Below are 23612 nucleotides of genomic sequence, written 5' to 3' on the forward strand. Positions count from 1 at the left end.
GGCCGGGGCCGCCGGAAGTGGGTCGCCGCAAGTAGCATCGTTCATGTGTTCGTCCTGTTCTTCGTGGTCGTGGTGCTGCTCGCGCACGGGTACCTGTGGTTTCGGCTGGTGCGCCGCACGACGGGGCCTGGGAGGCTGCGTAAGGCGCTGACCTGGGGTGTCGTCGCGCTGTTCGCGGTGCTCGTGGCGACGCTGGTGGGCAGCAGGATGGGGCTGGAGGGGTGGGCGGTCTGGCCTGGGTTCGTCTGGCTGGCGGTGATGTTCTACCTGGTCGTGATCCTCGTGGTGCTGGAGGTGCCGCGGGGGGTGGCGGCGGCCGTTCTGCGGCGGCGGTCGGAGAGCGTTCCCGCGCCGGCCGTCGCGGAGCCGCCTGCCGTGGTGCCGGCCGGGGTCGGTGCGGCTGTCGAGGACGAGGTCGGGCCGGCCGATCTTGCCGCTTCGGGGGACGTTCCCGCTTCTGCGGACGTTCCCGCTTCTGGGGACAGCTCTGCGGCGCTTGCCATGAGCAGGCGGCTCTTCCTCGACCGGACCACCGCCGCGATCGCCGGGGTGGGCGCGCTGGGCACGGTCGGGTACGGGATGGCCGGCGCGCTGGGCGATCCCGTGATCGAGCCGGTCAAGGTCACGCTGCCGAAGCTGGATCAGCGGCTCGCCGGGCTGCGCTTCGCCGTGGTGAGCGACATCCACCTCGGGCCGCTCACGGGCATCGGGCACACCGAGCGGATCGTACGGATGATCAACGGGCTAGAGGCCGACGTGGTCGCGATCGTGGGTGACCTCGTGGACGGCTCGGTGGCGCAGCTCGGGGCGCTGGCCCGGCCGCTGCAGCACCTCGAATCCCGATATGGCGCCTATTTCGTGACCGGTAACCACGAGTACTTCACGGCCGAGGGCCCGGGGGAGTGGGTCGAGGAGCTGGCCGAGCTCGGCGTACGCTCCTTGCGAAACGAGCGGGTGGAGATCAGGCACCAGGGCGCCGTGCTCGACCTGGCCGGCGTGAACGACGTCGGGGGCGCCGCGGCCGGCGAGTCGCCCGACTTCGCCAAGGCGCTCGGCGGACGCGACCAGAGCCGCTCCACGGTGCTGCTGGCGCACCAGCCGATCCAGGTGAAGGAGGCCGCGCGGCACGGCGTCGACCTGCAGCTCTCCGGTCATACGCACGGCGGGCAGATCGCGCCGTTCAACCTGGTGGTGGGGCTGCAGCAGCCGGTCGTGTCGGGGCTGGCGACCGTGGACGGCGTGCAGGTGTACGTCACCAGGGGCGCGGGGTTCTGGGGCCCTCCCGTGCGCGTCGGGGCGCCGCCCGAGATCACGATTCTCGAACTGCGCGGTTGACCTTTCGTAATCCGGTGGTCACGCCATGCCATGATGGCGTACAGTATCCGAGCGGATACTTTCGGAGGTGCGGGCATGGTCTCCTCGCCGTTGGAGCGAGCGCTGCGGCAGGACGTGGCCCTCTGGGCCAGACGTGGCGGGCTGCTGTTCAAGCAGGCCAGGCATGCCGCCAGCCTCAACCAGAAGGCGCTGGCCAGCGTGAGCGGCACCTCGCGCACGACGCTTTCGGCGTACGAGCACGGCAGGAAGTCGCCGACGCTGGAGACCGCGGGGCGCATCCTCGACGCCGCCGGGTTCCGGCTGGTGCTGGAGGCCAAGGTCGAGTGCGTGACGCGGGTGACCGGCGAGGGGCGGACGGTCCACGTGCCCAGCCGGCTGAGCCGGCTGCCGGTGGCCGCGGCGCTGGGGTCCGTGCGGGTCGGCGGGCGCGACTACGATCTGTCCGACCGGGACGAGCGCCGGGCGGCCTACACGGCGTTGCTGTGCGCGGGCGAGCCCGGAGAGCTGCTCGCTCACGTCGACGGCGTGCTGCTGATCGACCTGTGGGACGAGCTCGTTCTCCCCGACGACGTACGGGCCGAGTGGCGGCCATTGGTGGAAGAGGCGCGACATGAGGCCGGAGTTGTGAATTGATGAGGTTTTCGGGGGCCTATTCGAGCGGCGAAACCTGCGCCCGAGCCCGATCACGTAATACTCTCAGCCACGAGCGGCCGGGAATATTCGGCTCGTCTTGTCCCCTCCCTTCCGGTCAACACCTGGATACGCTGAAATCATGACTGCCCTTGGCCGTAGCCGCTCGACCCATGTGCTGGCCAATACGCCGTTTCGACGGCTGTGGACGGCCATGTCGGTGTGCAGTCTGGGCGACTGGCTCAACCTGCTGGCGCTGACGGCCCTCGCGGCCAACCTCACCCAGGGCGACTACCGGGTGCAGTCGCTCGCCGTGGGCGGCGTGTTCGTCGCCAAGATGCTGCCCGCCGTGCTGCTCGGGCCGCTGGCCGGCGTCTTCGCCGACCGGTTCGACCGGCGGCTGACGATGTTCTCGGCCGACCTGGCCCGGTTCGCGATCGTGCTGTCGATCCCGTTCGTGGGCAGCTACCAGTGGGTCATCGTCGCGACGATCCTGGTCGAGTGCGTCAACCTGTTCTGGGTCCCGGCCAAGGACGCGACGGTGCCCAACCTGGTGCCGAAGGCGCAGCTCGAGTCGGCCAACCAGCTCAACCTGCTGGTCACGTACGGCACCGCGCCGGTCGCGGCGATGCTGTTCGCCGCGCTGTCGGTGGCGGGCGACCTGATCGGCGGGGTGGTGCCGTTCGTGGAGGGGCGCGACGCCACGGGGCTCGCGCTGATCGTCAACGCGTGCGCCTACCTCGTGTCGGCCTTCCTCATCTTCACCCTGCGCGACATCCCCAAGCGTGACGGCGCGATCTCCACGCCCTCCGTGCTCAAGCAGGTCGTCGAGGGCTGGCGCTTCGTCGGCGGCAACCGGCTGGTGCGCGGCCTGGTCATCGGCATGCTGGGCGCGTTCGCCGCGGGCGGAGCGGTCGTCGGCGTGGCCAAGGTCTACGTGGCGGCCCTCGGCGGCGGCGACGCGGCCTACGGCGTGGTGTTCGGCGCGGTCTTCGTCGGCATGGCGCTGGGCATGTTCTTCGGGCTGCGGCTGCTGCGCGAGCTGTCCAGGCGGCGGCTGTTCGGGCTGTCCATCACGATCGCCGGGCAGGTGCTGATCGCCATCGCGCTGGTGCACAACCTGGTGATCGTGGTCATGCTGACCGTGGTGCTGGGGGCGTGCGCGGGCATCGCCTGGATCATCGGCTACACCCTGATCGGGCTGGAGGTCGAAGACGGGCTGCGCGGCCGTACGTTCTCATTCCTGCAGTCCACGGCGCGGGTGACGCTGCTGCTGGTGGTGGCCCTGGCCAACCCGCTGGCCGCGCTCTTCGGCCTGCACGTGCTGGAGTTCGGCACGCTCAGCTACCGCTTCGACGGCACCAACCTGGTGCTGGTGATCGGCGGGGCGCTCGCGACGGGCGTCGGCATCCTGGCGCTGCGGCACATGGACGACAGGAAGGGCGTCTCCCTGGCGGGCGACCTCATCGCGGCGGTGCGCGGCGAGCGCTTCCCGGCCCAGTCGGCCGAGCACGTGCCCGGGCTGTTCGTGGCGTTCGAGGGCGGCGAGGGCTCGGGCAAGACCACGCAGTCGCGGCTGGTCGCGATCTGGCTGCGCGACCAGGGCTACGACGTCGTGCAGACGCGCGAGCCCGGCTCGACCAAGGTCGGCATGCGGCTGCGCGCCATCCTGCTCGACGCGGCCGAGCGCGGGCTGTCCGCGCGGGCCGAGGCACTGCTGTACGCCGCCGACCGGGCCGAGCACGTGGAGAAGGTGATCAGGCCGGCCCTCTACCGGGGCTCGCTGGTGGTCACCGACCGCTACGTGGACTCCTCGCTGGCCTACCAGGGCGCGGGGCGCTCGCTCGACCCCGCCGACGTGTCCAAGATCAACGCCTGGGCGACCGGTGGGCTGGTGCCGCACCTGACCGTGCTCATCGACACGCCGCCCGAGATCGGGCTGACCCGGCTGGGCGGGGCGGCCGACCGGATCGAGTCCGAGCCGCTGGAGTTCCACGAGCGGGTGCGCAAGGAGTTCAGGGCGCTCGCGGCGGCGGCGCCCGAGCGCTACCTCGTGGTCGACGGCACGATGCCGCAGGAGGCGATCACCCGCCGGGTCCAGGACCGGATCAGGGAGATCCTGCCCGACCCGGTGCCGAGGGAGTCCGAGGACATCACGGGGACGATGCCCGCCATCCGCGACTAGCCTTACCTCGTGACCGTTTTCGATGACCTCGTAGGGCAGGAGCAGGCGGCGGCCGTGCTGTCGCGTGCCGCGGCGGCGGCCGGCGAGGTCGTCGCGGGTGGGCGGGGCGCCGGCATGACGCACGCCTGGCTGTTCACCGGCCCGCCGGGCTCGGGCCGGGAGGAGGCCGCGCGCGCCTTCGCCGCGTCCCTGATGTGCCCGCAGGGCGGCTGTGGCCACTGTGACCAGTGCCACCAGGTGTTCATCGGCTCGCATCCCGACCTGGAGTCCGTACGCCCGCAGGGGCTGTCCTACAGCGTCAAGCAGACCAGGGAGCTGATCCTGCGCGCGGCCGGGGCGCCGACGCAGGGGCGGTGGCGGGTCATCCTGTTCGAGGACGCCGACCGGGCCACCGAGTCCGCCGCTAACGCCCTGCTCAAGGCCGTGGAGGAGCCGCCGCCCCGTACGGTATGGCTGCTGTGCGCGCCCGCGCCCGACGACCTGATGATCACCATCAGGTCCCGGTGCCGCGTCGTCAACCTCACCACGCCCGCGACGGAGGCCGTCGCGCACGTGCTGGCCACCCGCGACAGCGTGCCCTGGGAGACCGCCAGGTTCGCCGCCAGGGCCGCCCAGGGACACATCGCCAGAGCCCGCTCCCTCGCGCTCGACGAGGGCGTCAGGAGCCGCAGGGAGGCGGTGCTGAGCATCCCGCGCACGCTGACCGGGGTCGGCGAATGCGTCTCCGCCGCCGAACGGCTGGTGAAGACGGCCGAGGAGGAGGCCGCCGCCGCCACGGCCGCGCTCAACGAGAACGAGACGGCGGAGCTGCGCAAGCTGTACGGGGAGGGGTCCACCGGCAAGGGGCTCAACCGGGGGCTGGTGCGCGGCGGCGCTGGGGCGCTCAAGGAGCTGGAGGACCGGCAGAAGTCCCGGGCCACCCGGATCAAACGCGACTCGCTCGACTCGGCGCTGCTGGAGCTTGTGGCGTTCTATCGTGACGTGCTGACGCTGCAGTTCGGGGCGGCCGGGGTCGAGCTGGCCAACGACGACATCCGGTTCGACCTCGACCAGCTCGCGCGGTCCTCCACGCCCGAGGAGACGCTGCGGCGGATCGACGCGATCATGCAATGCAGGGAAAGGCTGGCGGCGAACGTCAACCCGCAGATGGCCGTCGAGGCGATGATGCTGGCGCTGCGCTGAGGTTTTCCACAGGCCTGCCTGCCGGCAGGCTGACGGCTGCTTCGGGGACCGCAAGATATTCCGGTGACCCAAGCAGCAGACGAGGCCCTGAAGCGTCTCTGTTACGTGGAAGCCGAACTACTCATCCAGCAGGATGCCCTGGCGCCGGGGCAGGTCGACGTCGCGTCGATCTTCGCCGAGCACCACGTCGGTCTGGTGCGGCTGGCGCTCATCATGGTCGGCGATCAGGCCACCGCCGAGGACGTCGTGCAGGAGGCGTTCGCGCGCACTCACGCCGGCCGGGCCCGGCTGCGTGACGCCGACCGGGCGCTCGCCTACGTGCGCTCCGCGGTGCTCAACGGCTGCCGGTCGGTGCTGCGCCGGCGGGCGACGGTGTTCAGACGGGCGGTCCCGTACGAGCCGCCCGTCTGGTCGGCGGAGAGCGCCGCGATGCTGGGCGAGGAGCGGCGTGAGGTGCTGCTCGCGCTGCACGGGCTGCCGCGCAGGCAGCGGGAGGCGTTGACGCTGCGCTACTACTTCGACCTCACCGACCAGGAGATCGCCGAGACGATGCGGGTCAGCGCGAGCACGGTGAGGTCCACGATCACGCGAGGGCTGGCCGCCCTCGGGCGGGTGCTTGGGGAGGAATCATGAACAGCCCTGTGGAAGACCGGCTGCGGGAGGCCCTCACCGACGCGGGGGCGACGATCGACACCAGCACGCTGCGGCCGCTGCGGTCGCCGGAGCGGCGGCGGTTCCGGATGGATCTGCGGATGGTGAGCGTGGCGACGGCGGTGGTGCTCGCGGGCACGGCGGCTTTCGCGGCGTTCGGCCCCGGCGGCGGCGACCAGGACAGCGCGGTGACGATGAACCCTCCGGCTGTCCAGAGCAAGCAGTCCGAGCTGGTCGCCTTCCTCTGCACGGCGTCGTCGAAGCAGGAGCGGTGCGGCGCGGGCGACGTCCCCGCGGACCGGATCCAGCAGATCGAAACCACGCTCAAAGAGCTTCCCCAGGTGGAGAGTGTGCGCTACACGAGCAGGGCGTCGGCCTACGAGAGCCTCAGCAGAGACTTCGCGCAGAACCAAGCCGTGCTGAAGGCGGTGAAGATCACCGATGTCCCCGCCTCGTTCACCATGACCCTGAGCCAGGGCGCCGACGTCAGCGAGACGCTGGGCAGGCTCAGATCGGTGACCGACATAGACCAGGTCGTCAATCCCACCGACGGGCCACCCTGGGAGCAGACCGCGGAACAACGCGAGTGGCCGCTCAAAGTCTTCCTGTGCAAGAAGGACACGATGATGCCCGCGTGCGGTGCGAAGCGCAGCAAGAACCAGGTCGTGAAGGAGGGGAAGGGCGCGACTCCCGCCGAGAAGAAGGCGCTCGAAGAGCTGATGGGGAAGATGCCTGAGGTCGCGAAATATGAGTACATCGACGAGCAGGCGTCGTACGAGGACTTCCGGAAGGCGTTCGAGACCAACCAGGCCCTGCTCGACGCGACCAGACCGGAAGACTTGCCGGCGGCCTTCCGGCTCAAGCTGAAGCCCGGCTCCTCGGCTCAAGCCGTGCTCTCCAAGCTGCGCGAGCAGCCGGGTGTCGCTGCGACTTATCACCTGCCGTGCTCCGACAGCGCGGCCCTCTCCTTCACGTACGGAATCGAGCTGCCGGAAAGCGAGGTGTGCCCGGCGAACGGCTGACCGGCCACCCGGGCCTGCCGACCCGGCCAAGATCCGCGCCACCACCCCTGACCACTGACGCACGCACCCACGTAATGTGTCAACGAAGGCCGTAAGCAATCCCCCAGGCCGTCAGGAGGCGAGCTCGAGCCCATGGGCATGATGATGGCTGTGAGCTTCACCCGTTACGGGAGGCTCTACTACCTCGATCCCGGCGAGCACAGTCCGAAGGTGGGCGACAAGGTGCTCGTGCCGACGGACTCGGGCCCGGAGGTGGCGGAGTGCGTCTGGGCGCCCCAATACACCAGCGAAGACGTCGAGGGCCTCCCGCTGTGCGCGGGGCCGGCCGGCGAGGAGCACCTGGCCCGCGACGAATCCAACAAACGCCGCCGTGCCGAGGCCCGCAGCGTCTCCAAACGCCTGATCAAACGGCACGCGCTGCCGATGAAGGTCGTCGGCGTCGACTACCTCGACGCGGACAACGTCTACACGGTCTACTTCTCCGCCCCCCACCGGGTCGACTTCCGCGCTCTGGTCCGCGACCTGGCCCGCAACCTGCGCGCCAGAGTCGAGCTCCGCCAGATCGGGCCGCGGGATGAGGCACGCCTCCAGGGTGGCATCGGCCCCTGCGGCCGCGACCTGTGCTGCGCCACGTTCCTCAAGGACTTCGAACCGGTCTCCGTCCGCATGGCCAAAGACCAGGACCTCCCGGTCAACCCGCTGCGGATCGCGGGCGCCTGCGGGCGACTCATGTGCTGCCTCAAGTACGAGCACCCGCTCTACCAGGAGTTCCGCGCCTCAGCTCCCCGGGTGGGGGCGAGCGTGGAGACCCCGGAGGGAGCGGGGACCGTGGTGGGCCACAACGTGCCGTCCGACTCGGTGGTGGTGCGGCTGAACGACGGGGGGCGCCGGTGCGCCTGCTCGAAGGCCAGCGTCTGCGCGCCGCGGAAGGCTTATGACTCGACGTACGGGGACGGGGAACCGGTCTGACGGGCGGATCCCGCCTTGCCGTAGGTCGGTGATGCCTGGCGCGGGCGGGGGTGCTTGGTTGCGGAAAGCCCTGACGCCGGGCCCTTGGTGGCGTCGGGCGTTGGGATCGTGTTTCGGGGAGCGGCGCGTGCGGGTGTCTGCGGGGCGTTAAGCGAAGGGCCCTGACGTCGGGTCCCTGATGGCGTCCCCCGCCGGGATCGTCGTGCTCGTCGGCCGCGGGGTGCTGGGCCGAGGAGGAGCCCTGACGCCGTTTCTCTGGTGGTGTCCGCTCTTGGCTTCGCGTTGCCGACGGGCGGGGCGTACAGGGGTTGCACGGGGCGCGGGGAGGGCGTGGTGGCGGGGCCAGAGGTCGGGGATCGCGTTCCCGAAGGATGAGGCGGGCAGGTGGCCGTTGCGGGCGCTGATGAAGCGGAGAGCACGGGGCGGTCCGTCCCGGCATCGGATGATCGGTGGGAGCGAGAACCCCTTCGGCTCCTGTAGACTCTTTCAAGCTGCACGGCAGATGCCGCCTTAGCTCAGTCGGCCAGAGCACTTCACTCGTAATGAAGGGGTCTGGGGTTCGAATCCCCAAGGCGGCTCACGGTCTGACCAGGGCGTTCACTCTCTACGAGTGAACGCCCTGGCTTGTTCCTGTTGCAATCCTCGTTGCGGTTCACGTCCCAGAGCCCCACAGAGCGCGCCCCATGCGCTGCATTCCGTCCGCCGCCATCGGTGAGGCCACGTGCGTATACCGCTGTGTCAGCCGGATGTCCGAGTGCCCCAGAATCTCCTGCACCGTACGCACGTGCACGCCCTGCTCGATGAGCAGCGTGCCTGCGGTGTGCCGGCCGTCGTGCACCCGCGCGTCCCGGACACCGGCGACGCCGAGCAGCTCCTTCCAGTCGTCCCAGTCGTCGCGCGGATCGATCGGCCGGCCGTTCGGCTGGCAGAACACGAGGTCGTGGTCTTCCCACACGTTCGCCGCGGCGATGCGCTCCTCACGCTGCCGCTTGCGGTGCGCCTTCAGGATTGGGAGGAGTTCGGGCGGTAGCGGCACCGTGCGCTTGGACTTTCCCTTGGGCGGCCGGAACACCAGGCCTCCGCCTGTCCGCTCTGGGCATGTGCTCGCATGCCGGTCGCAGTCCTTCGGGCACAGCCGCTCCGCGTTCGCCGGGATACACACGTGCGGGCGGCCCGACTTCCGCCGCGCCTTCGCGCAGCGTTGCGCGCACGGCCGCCGGTGCTTGCTCTTAGTGCACGCGGCCACGTCCTCGCAGCCGTGGCCTGGCACCTGACGAAATCACAGAAGACCTCCACGCGCGCATGCCCACCGCCGATGAGGCGATGATCCTGGAGCTACCGCCGGGCGAACCGGTCGTTGAACTTCATCGCGTGACTCGCACAGCCGATGGCCGGGTTGTGGAGTACGCCCGTGGAGTGCATGCAGCCAACCGCTTCGTGTGGAGCTTCACCTACAAGATTCCTGACTAGCTCTGACCGCCGCGCACACCAGCCGAAAGAGTCACCGAAACAACCGAAGGCTCCGACCGACCAGAGGAGATTCGCGATGAGCCAGGCAGCCGTCTATCGACTGTTCAACACCGATGACGAGATGATCTATGTCGGTTCTACCGTGAATCTCCCAGCGCGGCTCCGCGCCCACGCCAAGCAAAAGCGGTGGTGGCCTGAGGTCCACCGCCGAGAGATCTCGTGGCATGAAACGCCCGAAGAGGCCCAAGCCGTTGAGAGCGAGATCATCCGCGCGACGCGACCAATCCACAACCGGGGGGTTCAGGTCGCGCAAGCGGTCGCACACGAGCTGCGTGAGGCAATCGAGAACGGCGTCTACCCGCCGGGAGCCGTTCTGCCCTCCCTCAGAGCGCGAGCTTATTGCTCGGTATCGGGTGTCAACCGCGACCGTCCACAAGGTCATCACTCAGCTCAAGTCTGAGGGTGTGGTGGTGAGCGAGGTGGGGCGCGGCGTCTTTGTCCCCCGGGCGCGCGAACCGCTGACGTCTCCCGCTCCCGGCACGCTGGAAGATCGGCTGTCGGCCATCGAAACCAGCATCGCTGAACTCAGACACGATGTTGCCCGCCTCATCGCTCGGATGGACGGCGCAGAGCAACTGCCCGCCGTCTGACCTCGAAGGGTGCATGATGGCACGCCCCCGGCTCCGGAAGGACCGGGGGCATCGTCTGCCGCTACCCGCGGGCGAGAACGACCCTCTCGCGCATGAAGAGCCGTTGCCCCTGCTCGGCGCGCATGTGGACGTTGATCCCGAAGACCGGCCACAGCGGGATCGACTCGTCTGCCCCGAGCACCGTGAACCCGCGCTTGCGGTAGAACTTCACAAGGTGCGGCTGTGTGGGCTCGATCTGGCCGTACATCAGCCTGTAGCCACACCCGAAGAACACCTGACGGCAGCGCCTGAGCAGTTCGGAGCCGATCCGGCCGCCGCGCGTCGGCTCCGCCACCACCACCGCTTTCACCTTCACCAGATCGACGATTCCCGCCGACGGTGAGGCGCCGTGAATCACCGCCACCTCGCGGAACTGCTCCACAAAACGGAGCGGCGGGTAGGCCAGCAACGTCCCCACGACGCCCTCACGGTCATGCTCGGCAACGAGCACGAGGGCTGAGTGCATGTAGGCGAGAACGGGGCTCGGGGATTTCTCCAGCAGGGAGAGGATCAGGTCGTGGAACGCCGAGACGCTTTCGTGTACGCCGATCAGAAGGCCAGCGGCGGCATACCCTTCGGTCACCGCGTCCGCAAGCGGCTTTTCCAGCTCTACGCCGTCACCGGCGAGGGGCGCGAGCTCGCGGACGATGGGCAGGTCTTCCGAGACGGCTTGGCGGATGCGGATGTGCGGGCCGTGGCCCCACGCGAGGCTGGTCACGACTCAGCGTGAGGTGCGATCGGCACGTCTTGCAAGGTCACATCCTCGTGACCTCCGCCAGAGAACTGTGACCTGCACCACCAGTGACCAGCCATTGCAGCGCGCCTACCGTGAGCCAGTGGGGATCTCTCGGCTCGCGCAGCTACGCGCGCACTACCAGGCAGCCCTGTCCACGGTCGGCATACCGCCAGCCGGCGTCCGCCCCATCCCGCCCCGCCCGCCCCTCACGGCCGCCGTGGTGGCAGCGTGGCTCGCCTCGATCCCGTGGCCGATCGTGGGCGGCGTCGAGCGTGACAACGACTGGGCGTTCCTCCTCGCGCCTCTCCCGATCGCTTCGCTGCTGTTCCTGGCGAGCCTCCCCACCCTCTTTCCGCAGCTCCTTCCCATGTGGCCGCTTCGGGCGGCACTGGCTCTCGCCATCCTCGTCATGGCGCTCACCGGCTGGGATGGCGGGCAGGTGCTCGGCGGTCTCTTCCTCGCCATCGTGTGCGGCGTGATTCCCGCTGTCACGGCGACATGGGCTGTCCTCCTGCTGCGGCGTCATGGTGCAGCAGACGGGCAGGACCCTCAGTCACCGCCCGACGTAGACCGTCGCCCCTGACTTGCGCCTCGGGGCGACAGGTACGACTCAGGCGCGCGGTGGCTCTTCAGCCGCGAGTTCCGTTTTCAGCTTGATGACCCGCAGTCCTGCCTGTCGCCCGCGGGTGGCCTGGCTGGTGTCGTAGGTGAGCAAGGTAATTGCGCGGGCGGCCAGCGGTTCGATCGCCTTCGCCCTGTCGATGATCTCGTCATCGTTGATCGGCAACCGTGTGTGTCCTGGCGGGTCGAGGACAACCTCAACGGTTACGTCTATCTTGGCAACCTCGCCGTTGAGTCCTACCGCGCCACGACTGGAGAAGATGCCGTGCGTGGGGGAAACAAGCACCCGGTCTAGGACGGCGAGGGTATGCCCGGCTCGCCACCGGGTGTGGTTCTTGCCGTGTTGCTTCAGCCCGTCGAGCTCGTCAACGACCACCATGGGGAAGAGGAGGTTGACCGTCTCGTACTCGCGTGCTCCGACGAGGGTGCCGAAGTCGGTCTTGTCGAAGCGGTCGGTGTGCTGGATGTAGAAACTGGAGTCGGCCACGACGAACAGACCCAGGCTGCTCCAGTTCTGCACCTGGTCCTCGAACGCCTCAATCGCCTTCTTCAGGTCGTCTACCCGTTCGGCCAGCTCCGTGCGGACGACGTGAGCGACACCGGCGATCTTCGCGCTTCCCGGCATCCCGAACGTCGTGGACCCGATGATCTGTTGCAGAGCCCAATGCCTGCGGGTCAGGATCAGTCGATCGATGTCACGGGCGGTGATATGGCCTCGCAAATGGGCCGCCATCTCTGCAGACCAGTGCAGGTAACTCACGCACAGGTCGTCCGGTTCTTCGCTGAAATGACGGAGGTTGGTGGTCTTTTCCAGCACGTAGCCCAGGGCCTGGCGCACATTTCGACGCTCCGCACCTGGCAGGAGGGTAATCAGCACCGCAACAGGATCGCAGGGGTGCGGCGATAGTGACCTAGGAACGGCCGACGTAGTGTCTCCCATGCACGGTATGACATCGTCCTGCTGTTGCAGTTCCTGTTGCGATTCGCCCACGATCATGCAAGGTCGCCAAAGCGCAATAGGGCCATCTACCAGGGAAGATGACCTGCAGCACCCTTAGGCGACCTTTCGCACCGGGAACTCGTAATGAAGGGGTCTGGGGTTCGAATCCCCAAGGCGGCTCCCAACTAAAAGGCCCTCCCGGGAGATCCGGGAGGGCCTTTTGCATGGGCGTACAGTAGCGAAGTACAGCTACGGGTTCTCACGCTCTCCGGCCGGTCGCGGCCAGCACCGCCCACACGCTGCACTCTGCCGGGCTGCCGGGCTGCCGGGCTGCCGAGCTGCTGGACGGCTGGACGAGCGGGCGGTTGCACCTCGCCCTGGTCCGTGACGGCGCCGTGCTCGCCCGCTCGGCCGTGGACGTGGACGACCACACCGGGTTCGTCATCGGCGACGACCAATCCTGACGCCCGTCACGCGCTGCTGACCCGCTGATCACGCCGGCCCGGTGGATCTCTGTGAGGGTCGCGCCGTTGGCTCAGCCGCCATCCGCGCGGCACAGGGTGTCAGTCCTGGGCGGAGAGGACGCGACGGGCGGCCGCGAGCTGCTGATCCTTGGCCGTTCGCAGCGCCTGGAACTCGGCGGCGTGCGCGCGGACGGTGCCGTCCTGGATGCGTTTCTCCACAGCGGACCAGACGGAGATGAGAGCCGTCTCCGCCTTGCACCGGACATCCACCTGTGCCGCGCGGATCTCTTCTCGGGTGGGGGCGCCGTCGCCCGTCCATCGTTCGTCGGCGACCGCGGCGAGCGGATCGGTGTAGCGCAGGCCGTGCTCCCGCATGCAGGCACTCCATGCCTGAAAGACCCGCTCGACCTCCGGGTCCTGCTGGGACCGCTCGAACGTCTCCGTGATGAGCCGGTTGAACAACGCCTCGTCGACCTGCGGCGTCCCGCGTTCGAGGTGATCGCGCGCCTCCCCCAGGCAACTGCCCGTCTTGCCGTACGCCGCCTCCCGGGCCGCCGTCGGCAGGCGTCGCGTGCGGGTCTCCCGCGCGGCGAAGCGCCGGGCCACGGAGGGGCGGTCCGGGGGGACGCGGAACCCGTAGAGGCCGGCGACCTCTGCCTCCACGACGCCGTAGCGGCGCCGGTTGGGCGGTTCGACGTCGTCGGCCACGGCCGATGGCAACACCTCCCACTCCATGCCCCGCCGCCGCATGCAGTCGCGGATCAGGAGGTCCTCGGCGGCCTCCAGGATCATGATGTCCGCCGGAGAGAAGTTGTACCTGTCGAAAGGCACGGAGAGCTCGCGCGCTTCCGTCCCTGGCATCGGCACCGGGGGCGCGGGTTCCGTTCCCTCAGCGGTGGCGCAGGCCGCCACCGCGGCCAGGAGGACCACCACCGAGCCCAGCAGCCGAACCGACACGCGAACTCCTCTGGTGGGTACGGGGGTGGACGCTGTGATCAGCCGGGCTTGATGGAGCTGGCCTTGTTGTCGAAGCCGTTGTTCGACAGGTCAGCGTCTTCCGACCGGGGTTGGGCCGTGTAGCCGTAGGAACCGGCGCAGCCGGAGGCGTTGTAGAACCGCACCCGGGTGTTGGAGGGGTTCCTCATGGAGCTCACCCGGTCGCTCAGCCTGCCCGTGGTCTGACACTCATTGCCGCTGATGGTGAAGACCCACTTGTCTCCCTTGAAGTTGTCGTGCTCGTACACGCAGAGGCTGTACTTGCACGCGAAGATGTCGGCCTGCGCGCTGGGGCTGATCCCCAGGACCCCGGTCAGGACCAGAGCTGCGACGCCGGCTGTGCGCATGATCTGCCGCTTCATAGAACCCCCTTCGTCTGAAGATCGAAATCAGGCGGGATCATAGCCACATGAGGTGACCGGTGCACCCGGAAGCCATATTTCGAGACAGCCTAAAAGGCAGGCGAAACGACAACGCCGAAGCTCGCACCATGGTACGAATCGGCCGGCTTGCTCGTCTCGTGCAGGGGATCACGGTTCCCCGGACCAGCAGGGAGCTGCGATGGCAGGAGCGACGGAAATCCAGGAGCTGCGACCGCCGCTGTTCTCGATCTCCTACCGACCCTGGGTGCGTGGCCGAGGCCGAGGACGCCGTCCAGGAGCTCGGCTGCGTTTCGAGGCATCCTCCCCCCGGCCTGCGTCGACCAGGGCATTCCTCTCGACGACGATCACCAGGATCTCGATCGACGTGCTGCGCTCCGCCCGGCTGAGCCGCGAGGAGTACGTCGGCGAGTGGTTCCCGGAGCCGCTGCTCGCCGACCCCCACCGGGACCCGGAACGCTCGGTGAAACTGGCCGACTCGGTGTCGACGGCGGCGCTGCTGCTGGAGCGGCTCAGCCCGCTCGAACGCGCGGCCTTCGTGCTCCGGGAGGTGTTCCGGTTCGACTTCGCGGAGGTCGCCTCGACGGGCGCGTTCGGCCCACACCCTGGCGGTGCTCCACTCGCTGAAGCGGCGGCGACCGGGTGACCAAGCTGAGGTGACAGCAGCGCTGAAAGCAACGTCCCCACACCCGGACGCATCCGTGCCACCGTCCACACACGCCTGACCACTGCTCCGATCACTCGAGCAGGGCGATTTCTCCGCCTGAAAGCGACGGTCAGGCTGCCGCGCCGCTTCCGGTGCTCGGGCCTGGCGGCCCTGCGCTCCGGGTCGGCTTGCCACTGGATATGCGGGTTGCTGTACAGCAGGGAAGTACAGCAACGCCGCCTCACGCAGCCTGATCGTCTCGTACGGCGTCACACGGTTGAGCAGCGGCGCCGGCTCTCGACCACGGTCCTCCGCTTCACTCGTAATGATGGAGTCTGGGGTTCGAATCCCCAAGGCGGCTCCAGGTCAGAGGCCCTCCGCGAGATCGGGGAGGGCCTCTGTGTGTCTGAGTGAGTGACTATGCCCCCACCAGGCGAGATCAGAAAGGTGCTCCTGGCTGGTCGATCCAGCGAAACCAAGCACCCTGATCGCCTGCTGGAACGGGCTCAAGGCTCGGCTAACTTGCGGGATACCACGCGGTCGGCGTTCCTCGTTCAGGAGACGTGCGACGTACTGAACGAGTGCTCCCGAGACGTCGAGCGTGGCACGATGGGCGATCACGGTGACTGTTCCCGCGGATAGGGATCGCAGCGCCTCGGGTGGTGTGTCGGCGAAGCCGTCGCTGTAGCACCCGTGGCTGCCTGACACCTCCGGGCTCACCGCCAGTCGCAAGGTTCGGTGCCACGACTGGAATGCGGCACTCTTCGCCCGGATGTCGATCCGCGGCGTGTCTGGTGGTACGTCTTCGATCAGTGGTCGATGGCGGCCATGTTGTCCGCGTCGTAGCGCTCGCCGGAGGCCGGGGGCAGGTCGTTCAGGCGGGCGATGTGGTCGGCGGTGAGCTTGATGTGGTCGGCGGCGGCGTTCTCCTCCAGCCGGGCGACTCGCTTGGTGCCGGGGATGGGCGCGATGTCGTCGCCCTCGGCGAGCAGCCAGGCCAATGCGACCTGTGCGGGCGTGGTGTCGATCTCGGCGGCTACGGCCCGGACTTCGTCGACGATGCGCAGGTTGCGTTCCAGGTTGCCGTCGGCGAAGCGGTGGTTGGTGCGGCGCCAGTCGTCGGTGTCAAGATCGTTCACGGAACGGATGCTGCCGGTCAGGAAGCCGCGGCCAAGCGGGGAGTACGGCACGAAGCCGATACCCAGTTCGCGCAGGATCGGCAGGATCTCGGCCTCCGGGTCGCGGGTCCACAGGGAGTATTCGGATTGGACCGCGGTGACCGGATGCACGGCGTGAGCGCGGCGGATCGTGGCGGGGCCGACCTCCGACAGGCCGATGTGGCGGATCTTGCCTTCGGCCACCAGTTCGGCCAGCGCGCCAACGGTCTCTTCGACGGGCGTGCCGGGGTCCAACCGGTGCTGGTAGTAGAGGTCGATGTAGTCGGTGCCCAGGCGCTTCAGTGATCCCTCCACGGCCAGGCGGATGTTGGCCGGCGTGCTGTCCGGGGCCGTGCCACCGAGGTGGGAGATCAGTCCGAACTTGGTCGCCAGCACGACCTCGTCCCGGCGCCCCTGCACGGCCCGGCGGACCAGCTCCTCGTTGATGAAGGGGCCGTACGCCTCAGCGGTGTCGATATGGGTGACCCCGAGGTCCAGGGCGCGGTGGATCGTGCGGATCGACTCGTCGTCGAACTGGCCGGCGCCGGTGTAGAACGCCGACATTCCCATGGCTCCGAGACCGATGCGCGAGACCTTGAGGCTGCCGAGCGAAACGGTTTTCATGGCGCGGACTTCCCTTCTCATCTACTTAAGTACCGTTCGGTTCAGAACTCTAGCACATCAAGACTGATCGGTACTTAAGTTCGTTCGCCGCCCATGTGGGAGGGTCAACGTAGATCTGTACCGACAGGTACGCTTCTGGCATGGGCGACTCCCGTAGGGCCGTCATGGGCCGGCCTCGAGAATTCGACATCGACCAGGCGCTGGAACGCGCGATGCGGGTGTTCTGGGCCCGAGGGTACGAAGGTGCGAGCCTCGCTGAACTGACCGGCGCCATGGGGATCACCAAGACGAGCATGTACGCGGCCTTCGGCAACAAGGAGCAGTTGTTCCGTAAGGCCCTTCAGCGCTACGGCGCGGGGCCGGCCGCCTATGCCACGCGCGCCCTGGAGGAGCCCACCGCACGGGCGGTGGCCTTGGCGTTCCTCCGCGGAGCGGTCTGCACCACGACTCCTCCCGACGGTCCGTCCGGGTGCCTGACCGTGCAGGGCGCGCTGGCGTCGAGCGACGAGAGCCGGGCCGTCCACGACCTGCTTGTCGAGTGGCGCAACGACGCGGGGGTCCGGCTTGAGGAGCGCTTCCGGCGTGCCGTCGACGAGGGTGATCTTCCGCGTGACGCCGACCCGCGGCGTCTTGCCCGGTTCATTATGACGATGGGTTTCGGCATCGCGGTGCAGGCCGCCAACGGCCTCGGTCCTGCTGAGCTCGATGAGATCGTCGACGCGGCGTTGCTCGGCTGGCCCGCATAGCGGCTGCAACCCTGCGCTCGCGCCGATGAGACACTCTCCGCGCATGAGGGCCATGACGGTGCGGCAAAACTTCGGTACCGTTTGGAACAGAAGTTTTCGAGCAGTGGTTCCTTCCCTTGCCGACGTACCGCGACGAAACCGTCAAGAGCCGTCGCGAAACACTGAGCCTGACCCCCGCTCCGGGAGTTGAAACAGGAGATCATGTCCGACACCGACCTGCGCTGCATCGGGGTGCTCAACGCACACGTGATCAGCAACGACGAGACCGTCCTGAACGGCGAGCCAGGCGCTCGGGACCAGGGCATCGCTGTGCTGAACGGCGACATCGACGCGGTTCCCGACTTTCACGGGGAGCCCCGGGAGATCGCGGTCGGTGGTGATCGCCTGCTCGCCCGTCTGACCAACCCGGGCACGCCTGCCAGGAGTGGCTCGGCGTGGCTCCCGCCGCCGCCTCGTTCGAGATCGTCGCGTACGCCATTTATCAGGTTCGTGACGGGCGGCGGTTCGTGCACATGACGGCCCCGCACGGCGCCGAGACCCTGAGGCGGCAGTTCGGTGGCTGACCTCCGTAAGCCGATCGGCGTCGGCATCGTCGGCCTGAGCGCCACGGGAGGCTGGGCGGCCGGGGCTCACCTGCCCGCGCTGCGAGCCGTCGACGGGATGGAGCTTCGCGCGTTGGCGGCGAGCTCAGAAGCTTCGGCGCGGGCCGCGGGAGCGGCGTATGGCGTGCCCGCGTACACGTCGGTCGAGCAGCTCGCCGGCGACGAGAACGTCGACCTCGTCGTTGTCGCCGTCAAAGTGCCCCGGCATCGCGAGCTCGTGTTGCCCGTGCTGAAGGCGGGGGTGCCGGTGCTCTCCGAGTGGCCGCTCGCCGTCGACCTGCACGAGGCCGAGGAGATGGAGCGTGCCGCCGGGGCCACGCGCACCTTCGTCGGTCTTCAGGGACGTTCCTCGCCTACCTTCCGCCGGCTGGCCGACCTCGTGTCCGAAGGATTCGTTGGGGAAACGCTCTCCGCCACCGTCGTGGCGTCTTCGACCGAATGGGGCACTCCGGTGTCTCAGAACATGGTCTACACGCTCGACCGCAAGCTCGGGGCCACGATGCTGACCATCGCGTTCGGACACGCGATCGACCTGGTGTCGATGGTCGTCGGCGAGCTTCAGGACGTGGTCGCTACGACCGCGACCCGGCGCCGCCAGGTTCCCCTGGGGCGCACCGGGCAGGTCGTTCCGATGACCGCCGAGGACCAGATCGCGATCTCGGGCACCGTGGCGGGCGGGGCGATCCTGTCCGTCCACCACCGTGGTGGCGCGGCATCGGGTGCAGGGTTCTCGCTGATCATCGACGGAACGGAGGGGAGACTCGAGGTCACCGCCGCCGAGTTCCCGCACATCGGTCCGGTCACGGTGCGTGGCACACGCGGCGACGGCCGGCCTACGAAGCTCACGCTGCCCAGCGGCTACGACGACTATCCCGCTTTGGCCGGGACAGTGATCCACACGCTGGTGCACGCCTACGCCGCGATCCGGGACGACCTCGTCCACGGAACGGCTGTCGCCCCGGACTTCGCCCACGCCGTCAAGCGCCACCGCCTTCTTGACGCGATCGTACGGTCCGCCGCCACAGGCCGACGCGTAGCGGTTGATGGTGCGTGACCTGGGGTTACCGGGTGAGTCCTGCGGACTTCTCGGAGACCAGGCCGGCGATGGCGTTGAGGGGCTCCGGCGTTGGGAGGCGACAGCGAGGTGGAGTCAGTATTCGAGGACGGCGTGAGCGGCTACTGCGGCGCTTGAGGCGTTTGGTCGGACTTGGGTGATGCGTTCGGCGAGCTGGAGTGCGGCGGGGAGGCCGCCGTCTGTCTTGTCACCGGTCAGGCCGAGTTCGATCCGGTCGGCCAGGTAGTCCTGCGGGAGGTCGTCTTCATTGCCGCCGTACAGTGGATCGAAGGACAGGACTTTGCGACCGTCGGCGTAATGGTCGAAGGACGCGACCAAGTTCACGTTGACGAAGACACTGGCCGTGACCGTCCCCGCGGATAAGGATCGCAGCACCTCGGGTAGCGTTCCGGCGAAGCCGTTCCATTCGCTCAGGATGGTCCCGCCCTCGGCCGGGCGGGCGCAGACGAGGCCCTCCTCGAAGTCGCCTTCCTCGTCATCTCCGTCGAACACGTCAACGCCGAGGCGGGTGAGCGCCTCGTGGGGGGTGAGTCCGCGGACGAAGGTCGCGCAGAATGCTTCGTCGTCGAGCCAGTCGTAGCCGCTCATGGGTGGGTCCACTTCTCTCGGGGCTGATCATGGAGATGATGGCAGGCGGGTCCGACGAAAGTCGGCACGATGATCTTTGAGAGGTGGCGGTTCCGGGGGTTCTTGCGCGATTGTCGTGCGCCGTCGCTACAGTCCGGGTGTGGTTGAGGATCTGGAGAATGGGCTCATCTGGTGGTCCACGGAGCGGGCCACCGTTGGACTGGTCGTGCGTGACGGGGTCGTGGTTGAGACTGCGCCGTACGCTCGGCGGTGGGCGCAGGGGCGCGATGCCCGCGAGATTTACCGCAAAGGGGAGCGGCAGGAGGGAGTCGCTCTCGTGTGGGTGCCGGCGACTGCGGCTGAGGGTGAGCAAGCGTGAGGGCTGGGGTTTGTTGTTGCTCTTAGCGATGCCGACGGCCGCTCTGGGTGATCATGGACGTCGGTGGGTGATGTCCCGACCATGAGGTTGTCTGAGGGAGCGTCGTCGTCGTCCCATCTGGACGGCCTGAGCGAGCGTGTTCGGCCGGTCGACGCTTCGGTGGTTGGCGGTGTCAGTGGTCGGGGAGCGTTGGGTGGGGAGTCTTGGGAACGATGCCGTGCATGTCGTTGGTGAGGGCCCAGCGGTCGTGGCCGTGCCATGCGCCGTTGATGAACAGGAGGTCAGGGGAGTAACCCTCGTAACGGAAGCCGTGGCGTTTCACCAGTTTGATGGAGGCCTGGTTGTCGGGGCTGATCTGGGCTTCCAGTCGGTGCAGCTTCAGTGTGTTGAACGCATGGCGTAGCACCAGGCCGAGACCTTCTGACATGTATCCGCGACCGCCGTAGGGCGCGAAGGCGGCGTAGCCCAGGGAGCCATTCTGGAAGCGTCCGCGAATGATGCTGTTGATGTTGACGTTGCCGGCGATGGCGCCGGTGTCGCGCAGGCAGATCAGTAAGCCGTCGGCGGATTGTCCCTCGTCGAAGCGGGCGAAGAACCTCTGGAACGCCTCTGGGGTCGCGGGCAGGTTCAGGCCGGTGCTGGCGCGGACTCCTTCGAGGAATTCGTCCTGGTCGTGGCTGGTGATGCGGCGCAGGAACACGCGAAGCGTGTGTCCCAGGTCAACGTGGGGCGGGTTGGAAGTTTGCCGGTGCTCCTCGAATCCGTTGCTGTCGATCACGGATGGAACGATATCGCCGGACGGGGCTTTTCCCATGAGTCAGCTCTCTTGTGGTTCTCGCCCAAGCGGTTTCGGTTTCCGGGCTCATGGTGGGCGCGATGGGGATGAGGGTCAGTGCTCGTAGTGGTGGTAGTGGGCGGCCTTGGCTTCGCTTTCCTGGCAGAAGAAGGTGTCGTGGAGTGGGGTCACGGCGTAGTTCTCGTCGTCGGGGGTGTTGTAGCTCTTGGCGGCCGCGAAATTGGTGGCGACGATGGGCAGGCCGCCGCACCTGATCACGTGGTACGGGTAAGTGGTCAGCGAGCCGGCCAGTGGTGTGATCGTGGCGATGGCGTACACGGCGATGCCTGCTACGAGGGCGCGTAGCCAGTCCGGGCGGAAGCGTAGTACGGCGAGGAGGAGCAGGCCGGCGAGGTAGGCCAGGACGAACAGGAGCAGGTACGTTCCCGCGAGCAGTGTCCATGACCGGCCACGCAGCGCGATGAGCAACGCGATCAAGCCGAGTGCGGGTAGACCGATGACGAACGCGGCCAGCCATGTGCTCGCTCGGCGAAATGACCTCATGGTTAGTGTGATGAACGGGTGTGGGGGCTGGTTCCCGGAACGGGTCGGCAGGGTGAGGGCGGGCGTCTGTCCGGGGATGGGTTGGTCGCTCTTGGAAGACGCCCAGAGGTGATCACCTGCTGTTATGCGGAGCGCCTGCGATGAATCCTTCTGTGTCTGCCTTTGTTGTTACACCTTTTCGTGGGTCCAGCCCGCGCGCCAGGCGCCGTAGGTGGTTTTGTAGGCGGTGGCGCACGTGCCGCTGCTGCAGCGGTGGTAGCCGATCTTGAGTCGGCTTACCTTTCCGCTCGCTACGCCGTAGTAGTGCGAATACCACTTGTAGACGCCGGGGCCCTGCCCTCGGACGCAGCTCGGTTCGACGCGGGCGCGGTTGTAGGCTCGCTGACGTGCGACGCTCTTGCCCTCGGGATATCCGTAGTTCATGCGGATGTGCCGCTCGTCGTACAGGTGGCGGGTGATGGAGGTTTCGTACGCCTTTTTCTTGTCGCCCTGTTTGCAGTTCGCGCCCCACTTGGAATAAAGGAAACCCGGGGATGCCGATGCCGATGCCGTCTGTGGGGCGATCGTTGTTGCTCCGAAGGCGATGATGGACAAAGCCAGTCCTGCGGCGAATCGGTGGGCTAGTGGCGTGATCGGGGTCCGCATGAGCCTGCCTTTTGCTCTCGTCGGTTATTGGGCGGGTTCATGCGAAGTTCAGCACGGTGAGGTATGCCGTGGGTATGTCGTAGGTGCGCAGGCAGGTATTGCGGTGCGTTGCGGGGTGCGTGTTTTCTACGCGTTGTGCCGATCCGTGTGGCTGTCGGTCAGTTCGTCGGCGGCGCCGGTGAACTCGGCGATGGCGGCGGGGTGGCCGTCGAGGGCGGCGCGGCGGAACCAGCCGGCCGCAACCCAGGGCTCGCCTCTGCTGCGGTGGGCGCAGCCGAGTTGGTACGCGGCCTCCGTATGGCCGCTGTCACCCGCCAGGCGGTAGAAGAACATCGCCATGCTCAGATGGCCGGGGCGCTGCTGTTGGAAGTCCTGGCCGTACTGATAGGCGAGGTGGGCGGCCAGTTCCCGGTGATTGGGCCGGTTGAGCAGTTCGGTGGCCTGTGGGTGGCCGGCTTCTTCGGCGCGGCGCAGCCACGGGCGGGCGTCTTCCGGCCAGTCGCGGAGCAGGGCGATGACGGCCAGGCGCATGCAGTCCTGGGCGTTGCGGGCGTCGCTGGCGAACAGGACGCGGATGCCGCTCCGGCCGAAGACTCGGAGGAGGTACTCCCTTGAGGGGGCGGGCGAGGGGGCGGGCGAAGACGAGGGTGACGTCTCCTTCTGCTCCTGCTCGTCGTTGGCTGGAGGAGCAGGGCGGGCGGGGGCGGGGTGGTTGGCGCGGGCCGCGCGCCACAGGTCGTGCCAGGCCTTCACGTCGCTCAGAGGCTGGATGTCCAAGCCGGTCTGCTCGGCGGCGGTTCGGCAGGCGGTGATGAAAGAGAACACCCAGGGCCATTCCGGTGCTCGCTTGCGTTTACCGGCCAAAATGTCGTGCGTGGTGCTTTCTGCCAGCTCCCTGCTGCTGTTTCGCGAAAATTTTCGCAGGTCGGACAGGGAGGGGGATCCCGCCAGTGTGACCAGCTCATTCAGCTGGTCGACCAGCGTGCACAGTGTCGCGTCGCGAGGTTGCTCAGCCATCGCCCCAAGCCGGAGATGAGTGATCTTCGAGTTATGTGTGTGACGGTGGTCATATTGGCATCATTCTGTGGTCAATCTGGCGCAGATCGCATATTCAGCCTCATTTCAGATCGGTGACGACTGAGTCGCCACTCAGGATCGGGGCTCAGGAGTTGGGGTCGGGGTCGGGGTTCAGAAGTTGGGGTCGGGGGTCAGGGCTCGGGGGTTGAGGGGGTTGGGGGCCTGAGGTTGAGGGGCTGGGCCAGGGGACTGGGTGCTGGTCGGGCGGGTGTCGTTGCGGCTCGCCGAGGTGTCGGGATTGAGCGCGCCGCGATCTGTTGAACGGGGTCGGGGTCTGTGTGGGTCGGGGGTGGAGTCGATGTTGAGTGTGCGGTGGTCGGGTGGGGGCGGGGTCGGTTGGTCATGGGTGTGGTGGCTGCAGGGGACAGGGGCGGTCTTGGATGCGTGGTGGTCGGGGCGGCAGGGGTGATGGGCAGGGATGAGAAGAGACGGGAAGTGGCTGGCGGACAAGGCCGGATGGGGTCGGACGGGATCGGAAGAGGAAG

The 23612-nt window shown here is 67.9% G+C and carries 26 protein-coding genes and 1 tRNA gene; 16 read left to right on the forward strand and 11 right to left on the reverse strand.

All coding sequences use genetic code 11. The annotated features are described in order from the left end of the window. Positions 1-45 precede the first annotated feature (45 nt). The 8 genes from B0I32_RS24215 to B0I32_RS24250 all read left to right on the forward strand — a co-directional run bounded on the left by B0I32_RS24215 (position 46) and on the right by B0I32_RS24250 (position 8552). Positions 46-1335: a metallophosphoesterase gene (locus B0I32_RS24215; protein ID WP_106243336.1), complete on the forward strand. Its 1290-nt coding sequence runs from the start codon at positions 46-48 to the stop codon at positions 1333-1335. A gap of 75 nt (positions 1336-1410) precedes the next feature. Next, positions 1411-1968: a helix-turn-helix transcriptional regulator gene (locus B0I32_RS24220; RefSeq protein ID WP_106243339.1), complete on the forward strand. Its 558-nt coding sequence runs from the start codon at positions 1411-1413 to the stop codon at positions 1966-1968. A gap of 139 nt (positions 1969-2107) precedes the next feature. Continuing rightward, a complete protein-coding gene (tmk, locus tag B0I32_RS24225) occupies positions 2108-4150 on the forward strand; it encodes a dTMP kinase (protein ID WP_106243340.1) in 2043 nt (680 codons plus the stop codon). Positions 4151-4159: 9 nt separating this feature from the next. After that, positions 4160-5332 (forward strand): DNA polymerase III subunit delta', encoded by a 1173-nt coding sequence (locus B0I32_RS24230; protein WP_106243344.1) that lies wholly within the window; start codon positions 4160-4162, stop codon positions 5330-5332. 63 nt (positions 5333-5395) lie between these two features. After that, positions 5396-5965 carry a SigE family RNA polymerase sigma factor gene (locus tag B0I32_RS24235; protein WP_245955997.1) on the forward strand — a complete coding sequence of 190 codons (570 nt, stop codon included), beginning with the start codon at positions 5396-5398 and terminating at the stop codon, positions 5963-5965. Then, positions 5962-7005, forward strand: coding sequence for a permease-like cell division protein FtsX (locus tag B0I32_RS24240; RefSeq protein ID WP_146178296.1), 1044 nt, complete (start codon positions 5962-5964; stop codon positions 7003-7005). Before B0I32_RS24235 ends, B0I32_RS24240 begins: the two co-directional genes overlap by 4 nt. Positions 7006-7149: 144 nt before the next feature. Next, the gene (locus B0I32_RS24245; protein ID WP_245956008.1) at positions 7150-7974 is read left to right on the forward strand and encodes a PSP1 domain-containing protein; all 825 of its coding nucleotides are present in this window, start codon (positions 7150-7152) and stop codon (positions 7972-7974) included. Between the two features lie 504 nt (positions 7975-8478). Beyond that, positions 8479-8552, forward strand: a tRNA-Thr gene (locus B0I32_RS24250). Between the two features lie 74 nt (positions 8553-8626). On the opposite strand, the gene B0I32_RS24255 is transcribed toward B0I32_RS24250, so the two are convergent. Next, positions 8627-9046 carry a tyrosine-type recombinase/integrase gene (locus B0I32_RS24255; protein WP_219911991.1) on the reverse strand — a complete coding sequence of 140 codons (420 nt, stop codon included), beginning with the start codon at positions 9044-9046 and terminating at the stop codon, positions 8627-8629. 191 nt (positions 9047-9237) lie between these two features. Between B0I32_RS24255 and B0I32_RS24260 the strand changes: the two genes are divergently transcribed. The 3 genes from B0I32_RS24260 to B0I32_RS57835 all read left to right on the forward strand — a co-directional run bounded on the left by B0I32_RS24260 (position 9238) and on the right by B0I32_RS57835 (position 10094). Then, positions 9238-9444, forward strand: coding sequence for a UTRA domain-containing protein (locus tag B0I32_RS24260; RefSeq protein ID WP_281262616.1), 207 nt, complete (start codon positions 9238-9240; stop codon positions 9442-9444). Positions 9445-9520: 76 nt separating this feature from the next. After that, positions 9521-9904 carry a GIY-YIG nuclease family protein gene (locus tag B0I32_RS24265; RefSeq protein WP_181307710.1) on the forward strand — a complete coding sequence of 128 codons (384 nt, stop codon included), beginning with the start codon at positions 9521-9523 and terminating at the stop codon, positions 9902-9904. After that, on the forward strand, positions 9858-10094 hold the full coding sequence (locus tag B0I32_RS57835; protein ID WP_181307711.1) for a GntR family transcriptional regulator: 237 nt from the start codon (positions 9858-9860) through the stop codon (positions 10092-10094). The genes B0I32_RS24265 and B0I32_RS57835 overlap by 47 nt, the downstream gene beginning before the upstream one ends. Before the next feature lie 61 nt (positions 10095-10155). Here B0I32_RS57835 and B0I32_RS24275 read toward each other — a convergent pair whose 3' ends face one another. Next, positions 10156-10851 (reverse strand): GNAT family N-acetyltransferase, encoded by a 696-nt coding sequence (locus B0I32_RS24275; protein ID WP_106243356.1) that lies wholly within the window; start codon positions 10849-10851, stop codon positions 10156-10158. A gap of 238 nt (positions 10852-11089) precedes the next feature. Between B0I32_RS24275 and B0I32_RS24280 the strand changes: the two genes are divergently transcribed. Further along, complete coding sequence (locus tag B0I32_RS24280; RefSeq protein ID WP_146178297.1) at positions 11090-11452, forward strand: hypothetical protein; 363 nt, start codon at positions 11090-11092, stop codon at positions 11450-11452. Between the two features lie 27 nt (positions 11453-11479). Here the strand turns inward: B0I32_RS24280 and B0I32_RS24285 are convergent, their stop codons facing one another. The 3 genes from B0I32_RS24285 to B0I32_RS24295 all read right to left on the reverse strand — a co-directional run bounded on the left by B0I32_RS24285 (position 11480) and on the right by B0I32_RS24295 (position 14252). After that, entirely contained in the window at positions 11480-12367 is an 888-nt protein-coding gene (locus B0I32_RS24285; RefSeq protein WP_181307712.1) for a PIN domain-containing protein, read from the reverse strand. Between the two features lie 626 nt (positions 12368-12993). Beyond that, positions 12994-13851 carry a hypothetical protein gene (locus B0I32_RS24290; protein ID WP_106243363.1) on the reverse strand — a complete coding sequence of 286 codons (858 nt, stop codon included), beginning with the start codon at positions 13849-13851 and terminating at the stop codon, positions 12994-12996. 38 nt (positions 13852-13889) lie between these two features. Continuing rightward, positions 13890-14252 (reverse strand): peptidase inhibitor family I36 protein, encoded by a 363-nt coding sequence (locus B0I32_RS24295; RefSeq protein ID WP_106243365.1) that lies wholly within the window; start codon positions 14250-14252, stop codon positions 13890-13892. Positions 14253-14451: 199 nt separating this feature from the next. Here B0I32_RS24295 and B0I32_RS24300 point away from each other — a divergent pair, with 199 nt between their 5' ends. Then, positions 14452-14916 (forward strand): sigma-70 family RNA polymerase sigma factor family protein, encoded by a 465-nt coding sequence (locus tag B0I32_RS24300; protein WP_342751765.1) that lies wholly within the window; start codon positions 14452-14454, stop codon positions 14914-14916. A gap of 809 nt (positions 14917-15725) precedes the next feature. Here B0I32_RS24300 and B0I32_RS24305 read toward each other — a convergent pair. Then, the gene (locus B0I32_RS24305; protein ID WP_106243367.1) at positions 15726-16697 is read right to left on the reverse strand and encodes an aldo/keto reductase; all 972 of its coding nucleotides are present in this window, start codon (positions 16695-16697) and stop codon (positions 15726-15728) included. A gap of 140 nt (positions 16698-16837) precedes the next feature. Here B0I32_RS24305 and B0I32_RS24310 point away from each other — a divergent pair, with 140 nt between their 5' ends. From B0I32_RS24310 to B0I32_RS24320, 3 genes are all read left to right on the forward strand, one after another. Then, positions 16838-17443 carry a TetR/AcrR family transcriptional regulator gene (locus B0I32_RS24310; protein WP_106243369.1) on the forward strand — a complete coding sequence of 202 codons (606 nt, stop codon included), beginning with the start codon at positions 16838-16840 and terminating at the stop codon, positions 17441-17443. 201 nt (positions 17444-17644) lie between these two features. After that, a complete protein-coding gene (locus B0I32_RS24315; protein WP_219911992.1) occupies positions 17645-17959 on the forward strand; it encodes a hypothetical protein in 315 nt (104 codons plus the stop codon). Positions 17960-17998: 39 nt separating this feature from the next. Next, positions 17999-19099 carry a Gfo/Idh/MocA family protein gene (locus B0I32_RS24320; protein WP_106243372.1) on the forward strand — a complete coding sequence of 367 codons (1101 nt, stop codon included), beginning with the start codon at positions 17999-18001 and terminating at the stop codon, positions 19097-19099. A 96-nt stretch (positions 19100-19195) separates the two neighbouring features. Here the strand turns inward: B0I32_RS24320 and B0I32_RS24325 are convergent, their stop codons facing one another. From B0I32_RS24325 to B0I32_RS24350, 5 genes are all read right to left on the reverse strand, one after another. Beyond that, entirely contained in the window at positions 19196-19708 is a 513-nt protein-coding gene (locus tag B0I32_RS24325) for a DUF6461 domain-containing protein (protein ID WP_106243375.1), read from the reverse strand. Between the two features lie 530 nt (positions 19709-20238). Then, positions 20239-20844 carry a GNAT family N-acetyltransferase gene (locus tag B0I32_RS24335; RefSeq protein WP_245955999.1) on the reverse strand — a complete coding sequence of 202 codons (606 nt, stop codon included), beginning with the start codon at positions 20842-20844 and terminating at the stop codon, positions 20239-20241. A gap of 111 nt (positions 20845-20955) precedes the next feature. Next, positions 20956-21405, reverse strand: coding sequence for a hypothetical protein (locus B0I32_RS24340; RefSeq protein WP_181307713.1), 450 nt, complete (start codon positions 21403-21405; stop codon positions 20956-20958). A 168-nt stretch (positions 21406-21573) separates the two neighbouring features. Next, positions 21574-21999, reverse strand: coding sequence for a hypothetical protein (locus B0I32_RS56605; RefSeq protein WP_146178299.1), 426 nt, complete (start codon positions 21997-21999; stop codon positions 21574-21576). A 177-nt stretch (positions 22000-22176) separates the two neighbouring features. Continuing rightward, complete coding sequence (locus B0I32_RS24350) at positions 22177-22827, reverse strand: SEL1-like repeat protein (RefSeq protein WP_146178300.1); 651 nt, start codon at positions 22825-22827, stop codon at positions 22177-22179. Between the last annotated feature and the right edge of the window lie 785 nt (positions 22828-23612).

It is taken from the genome of Nonomuraea fuscirosea (assembly GCF_003001935.1).
Taxonomy (GTDB): Bacteria; Actinomycetota; Actinomycetes; order Streptosporangiales; family Streptosporangiaceae; genus Nonomuraea; species Nonomuraea fuscirosea.

Excerpts from the sequence above, each read along its gene's own strand:
- B0I32_RS24220 (WP_106243339.1), top strand. The coding sequence starts at position 1,411 with ATGGTCTCCTCGCCGTTGGAGCGAGCGCTGCGGCAGGACGTGGCCCTC.
- B0I32_RS24240 (WP_146178296.1), top strand. The coding sequence starts at position 5,962 with ATGAACAGCCCTGTGGAAGACCGGCTGCGGGAGGCCCTCACCGACGCG.
- B0I32_RS24305 (WP_106243367.1), bottom strand. The coding sequence starts at position 16,697 with ATGAAAACCGTTTCGCTCGGCAGCCTCAAGGTCTCGCGCATCGGTCTC.
- B0I32_RS24340 (WP_181307713.1), bottom strand. The coding sequence starts at position 21,405 with ATGAGGTCATTTCGCCGAGCGAGCACATGGCTGGCCGCGTTCGTCATC.
- B0I32_RS24295 (WP_106243365.1), bottom strand. The coding sequence starts at position 14,252 with ATGAAGCGGCAGATCATGCGCACAGCCGGCGTCGCAGCTCTGGTCCTG.
- B0I32_RS24300 (WP_342751765.1), top strand. The coding sequence starts at position 14,452 with ATGGCAGGAGCGACGGAAATCCAGGAGCTGCGACCGCCGCTGTTCTCG.
- tmk (WP_106243340.1), top strand. The coding sequence starts at position 2,108 with ATGACTGCCCTTGGCCGTAGCCGCTCGACCCATGTGCTGGCCAATACG.
- B0I32_RS24315 (WP_219911992.1), top strand. The coding sequence starts at position 17,645 with ATGTCCGACACCGACCTGCGCTGCATCGGGGTGCTCAACGCACACGTG.
- B0I32_RS24245 (WP_245956008.1), top strand. The coding sequence starts at position 7,150 with ATGGCTGTGAGCTTCACCCGTTACGGGAGGCTCTACTACCTCGATCCC.
- B0I32_RS24325 (WP_106243375.1), bottom strand. The coding sequence starts at position 19,708 with ATGAGCGGCTACGACTGGCTCGACGACGAAGCATTCTGCGCGACCTTC.
- B0I32_RS24310 (WP_106243369.1), top strand. The coding sequence starts at position 16,838 with ATGGGCGACTCCCGTAGGGCCGTCATGGGCCGGCCTCGAGAATTCGAC.
- B0I32_RS24265 (WP_181307710.1), top strand. The coding sequence starts at position 9,521 with ATGAGCCAGGCAGCCGTCTATCGACTGTTCAACACCGATGACGAGATG.